Source organism: Flavobacterium sp. LM5 (assembly GCF_002017945.1).
Lineage (GTDB): Bacteria > Bacteroidota > Bacteroidia > Flavobacteriales > Flavobacteriaceae > Flavobacterium > Flavobacterium succinicans.
This window is the reverse complement of sequence record NZ_MUFX01000052.1, coordinates 1-4364: the sequence shown is the minus strand read 5'-3', so window position 1 is coordinate 4364 and position 4364 is coordinate 1. Positions and strand designations below refer to the sequence as shown.

5 protein-coding genes are annotated in these 4364 nt (G+C 36.6%); 3 read left to right on the top strand and 2 right to left on the bottom strand.

What is annotated here, in order from left to right:
* Positions 1 to 289: IMP dehydrogenase (locus tag BXU11_RS17410; protein ID WP_139363552.1), on the bottom strand; the 289-nt coding region annotated here is incomplete at its 3' end.
* 296 nt (positions 290 to 585) lie between these two features.
* On the opposite strand from BXU11_RS17410, the gene BXU11_RS18515 reads away from it, so the two are divergent.
* Both BXU11_RS18515 and BXU11_RS17405 read left to right on the top strand, forming a co-directional pair.
* Positions 586 to 1095 carry an HAD-IC family P-type ATPase gene (locus tag BXU11_RS18515; RefSeq protein WP_255373975.1) on the top strand — a complete coding sequence of 170 codons (510 nt, stop codon included), beginning with the start codon at positions 586 to 588 and terminating at the stop codon, positions 1093 to 1095.
* Positions 1010 to 2254 carry an HAD-IC family P-type ATPase gene (locus tag BXU11_RS17405; protein ID WP_255373974.1) on the top strand — a complete coding sequence of 415 codons (1245 nt, stop codon included), beginning with the start codon at positions 1010 to 1012 and terminating at the stop codon, positions 2252 to 2254. Before BXU11_RS18515 ends, BXU11_RS17405 begins: the two co-directional genes overlap by 86 nt.
* Here BXU11_RS17405 and BXU11_RS17400 read toward each other — a convergent pair.
* A complete protein-coding gene (locus BXU11_RS17400; protein WP_078213399.1) occupies positions 2229 to 3920 on the bottom strand; it encodes an HAD-IC family P-type ATPase in 1692 nt (563 codons plus the stop codon). The genes BXU11_RS17405 and BXU11_RS17400 overlap by 26 nt on opposite strands.
* 152 nt (positions 3921 to 4072) lie before the next feature.
* On the opposite strand from BXU11_RS17400, the gene BXU11_RS17395 reads away from it, so the two are divergent.
* On the top strand, positions 4073 to 4364 hold a 292-nt coding region (locus BXU11_RS17395), incomplete at its 3' end, for an IMP dehydrogenase (RefSeq protein ID WP_139363551.1).

The window sequence follows — 4364 nt, the reverse complement described above, 5'->3', positions numbered from 1 at the left end:
TTCCTGACTCAGCTCTTTTCACTTTTCTTACTTTGGCTGCTTGTTGCTCAATAGTCATGTTTTTGTGCAACACTCCAATACCTCCTTCTTGAGCCATAGCAATAGCCATAGCACTTTCGGTCACTGTATCCATAGCTGCAGATACAATAGGTACATTTAAAGTTATGTTTCTTGAAAATTTGGATTGAATACTCACTTCGCGAGGAAGAACGCTGGAGTAATTTGGAACTAATAATACATCATCGTAAGTTAAACCTTCGCCGATAATCTTGGAATTGTGTGCTTTCATGGTGCAATTTCTAGTTGAATTGCGTGCAAATATAGACAATCTTAAGCAAAAAAACAGACAAACCCACTATTAATTAATTAAATTAGCATGGGCTAACAAACTTGTAGCTATTTTTTTTCAATACTAAAAACAACACTTATTAATTATAATCATGTTCGAATCCAGTTCAACCTCTATCCAAGGGCTTTCTTCAGAAAAAGTTATTGCCTCTAGAACAAAAAAACGGTGCCAATTCAACCGAACATCAACAAAAAAACAACTTTTTGCACTCGCTCTTCGAATTGATTAAGGAGCCTATGTTCATATTATTACTCACCGCTACGAGTGTGTATTTTGTAACTGCAGATTATAATAATGGAATTTTTATGCTTTTGGCTATTATTTTGGTCGTATCCATTTCCTTGTACCAAGAATCAAAAAGTAGAAATGCCATTGAAGCGCTGTCTAAATTAACACAACCCAAAAGTAAAGTCATTAGGAATGGAATTGTTGTTGAGATTCCGAGTGAAGAAATTGTTTTGGGCGACTTAATACAGACGGAAGAAGGCACTTTTGTTCCCGCCGATGGAATCATCATCCAATCCAATGACTTTTCGGTCAATGAATCCATATTAACAGGAGAATCTCTATCGGTTTCAAAAAATGAACAATCCGAAAACAAACAAGTGTATCAAGGAACCATAGTCGCAAGTGGACTGGCTATTTGCCAAGTTACCGCCATTGGAAGTCAAAACACAATTAGGAAAAATTGGAAAAAGTCTAGACAACATCGTCGAAGAAAAAACGCCATTACAAATTCAAATTAGCAATTTTGTCACCTATATTTCTTTGATTGGTTTGGTTGCTTTTATCATTGTCTGGGGAATCAATTATTGGAATTCAAAACTAATTTTAGATAGTTTGCTTAAAGCATTAACGCTTGCCATGAGTATCATCCCAGAAGAAATTCCTGTAGCTTTTACCACTTTTATGGCACTTGGTGCTTGGCGACTACTTCGAATGGGAATTATTGTAAAACAAACTAAAACAGTTGAAACTTTAGGAAGTGCCACCGTAATTTGTACCGATAAAACAGGCACCATCACCGAAAACAAAATGAGTCTTGCCGAATGGTTCACTCTTGATGCCTCAACTGTTACAACAAATCATTCCAACTTAAACCCCAAAGAACAAGAACTAATTAACTCTGCGATGTGGGCGAGTGAACCCATTCCGTTTGATGCTATGGAAATAGCATTGCATGAAGCCTACACCAATTCCATTGCAACTGACGAACGTCCTCAATATAAAATGATACACGAATATCCTTTGAGTGGAAAACCACCTATGATGACACATGTATTCGAAAACAAAGAAGGACATCGAATTATTGCAACAAAAGGAGCACCAGAAGCCATTATTGCCTGTTCTAAACTATCTGAAACTGAGAAAGAAAAAATCAACACGGCTTTTCTCGCTATGACCAAAAAAGGATTTCGAGTATTAGGCGTTGGGACAACCGATTTTAACGGAACCTATTTCCCTAAAACACAGCAAGAGTTTGAACTAGATTTTAAAGGTCTTGTTGCTTTTTATGACCCTCCAAAAAAGAACATCAAAGCAGTTTTAGAAACTTTTTATAAAGCCGGAATTGCCGTTAAAATAATCACAGGTGATAATGCCGAAACCACCGCTACGATTGCTCAACAAATTGGTTTTAAAAACCCTGAAAAAATACTCAATGGAGACGAACTAATGCAAATGAGTCCAGCTAGATTGAAAGAGAAAGTAATGGAAACTACTATTTTTACTAGAATGTTTCCTGAGGCTAAACTCAAAATTACATTCGCGGCTGTTTGGCAATTTCTGTCCTTTTTGCCCATAGCAATTCGATGTGTGCTGGATTTAAGAGACCGGTCTATCAGTTCACTCCATCACCAGTTCATAGGCTACAATTTGATTAATTGTCTTTTAGCGCTTGAATGATTTTGAGTTTAGCCTCAGGAAACATTCTAGTAAAAATAGTAGTTTCCATTACTTTCTCTTTCAATCTAGCTGGACTCATTTGCATTAGTTCGTCTCCATTGAGTATTTTTTCAGGGTTTTTAAAACCAATTTGTTGAGCAATCGTAGCGGTGGTTTCGGCATTATCACCTGTGATTATTTTAACGGCAATTCCGGCTTTATAAAAAGTTTCTAAAACTGCTTTGATGTTCTTTTTTGGAGGGTCATAAAAAGCAACAAGACCTTTAAAATCTAGTTCAAACTCTTGCTGTGTTTTAGGGAAATAGGTTCCGTTAAAATCGGTTGTCCCAACGCCTAATACTCGAAATCCTTTTTTGGTCATAGCGAGAAAAGCCGTGTTGATTTTTTCTTTCTCAGTTTCAGATAGTTTAGAACAGGCAATAATGGCTTCTGGTGCTCCTTTTGTTGCAATAATTCGATGTCCTTCTTTGTTTTCGAATACATGTGTCATCATAGGTGGTTTTCCACTCAAAGGATATTCGTGTATCATTTTATATTGAGGACGTTCGTCAGTTGCAATGGAATTGGTGTAGGCTTCATGCAATGCTATTTCCATAGCATCAAACGGAATGGGTTCACTCGCCCACATCGCAGAGTTAATTAGTTCTTGTTCTTTGGGGTTTAAGTTGGAATGATTTGTTGTAACAGTTGAGGCATCAAGAGTGAACCATTCGGCAAGACTCATTTTGTTTTCGGTGATGGTGCCTGTTTTATCGGTACAAATTACGGTGGCACTTCCTAAAGTTTCAACTGTTTTAGTTTGTTTTACAATAATTCCCATTCGAAGTAGTCGCCAAGCACCAAGTGCCATAAAAGTGGTAAAAGCTACAGGAATTTCTTCTGGGATGATACTCATGGCAAGCGTTAATGCTTTAAGCAAACTATCTAAAATTAGTTTTGAATTCCAATAATTGATTCCCCAGACAATGATAAAAGCAACCAAACCAATCAAAGAAATATAGGTGACAAAATTGCTAATTTGAATTTGTAATGGCGTTTTTTCTTCGACGATGTTGTCTAGACTTTTTCCAATTTTTCCTAATTGTGTTTGACTTCCAATGGCGGTAACTTGGCAAATAGCCAGTCCACTTGCGACTATGGTTCCTTGATACACTTGTTTGTTTTCGGATTGTTCATTTTTTGAAACCGATAGAGATTCTCCTGTTAATATGGATTCATTGACCGAAAAGTCATTGGATTGGATGATGATTCCATCGGCGGGAACAAAAGTGCCTTCTTCCGTCTGTATTAAGTCGCCCAAAACAATTTCTTCACTCGGAATCTCAACAACAATTCCATTCCTAATGACTTTACTTTTGGGTTGTGTTAATTTAGACAGCGCTTCAATGGCATTTCTACTTTTTGATTCTTGGTACAAGGAAATGGATACGACCAAAATAATAGCCAAAAGCATAAAAATTCCATTATTATAATCTGCAGTTACAAAATACACACTCGTAGCGGTGAGTAATAATATGAACATAGGCTCCTTAATCAATTCGAAGAGCGAGTGCAAAAAGTTGTTTTTTTGTTGATGTTCGGTTGAATTGGCACCGTTTTTTGTTCTAGAGGCAATAACTTTTTCTGAAGAAAGCCCTTGGATAGAGGTTGAACTGGATTCGAACATGATTATAATTAATAAGTGTTGTTTTTAGTATTGAAAAAAAATAGCTACAAGTTTGTTAGCCCATGCTAATTTAATTAATTAATAGTGGGTTTGTCTGTTTTTTTTGCTTAAGATTGTCTATATTTGCACGCAATTCAACTAGAAATTGCACCATGAAAGCACACAATTCCAAGATTATCGGCGAAGGTTTAACTTACGATGATGTATTATTAGTTCCAAATTACTCCAGCGTTCTTCCTCGCGAAGTGAGTATTCAATCCAAATTTTCAAGAAACATAACTTTAAATGTACCTATTGTATCTGCAGCTATGGATACAGTGACCGAAAGTGCTATGGCTATTGCTATGGCTCAAGAAGGAGGTATTGGAGTGTTGCACAAAAACATGACTATTGAGCAACAAGCAGCCAAAGTAAGAAAAGTGAAAAGAGCTGAGTCAGGAATGA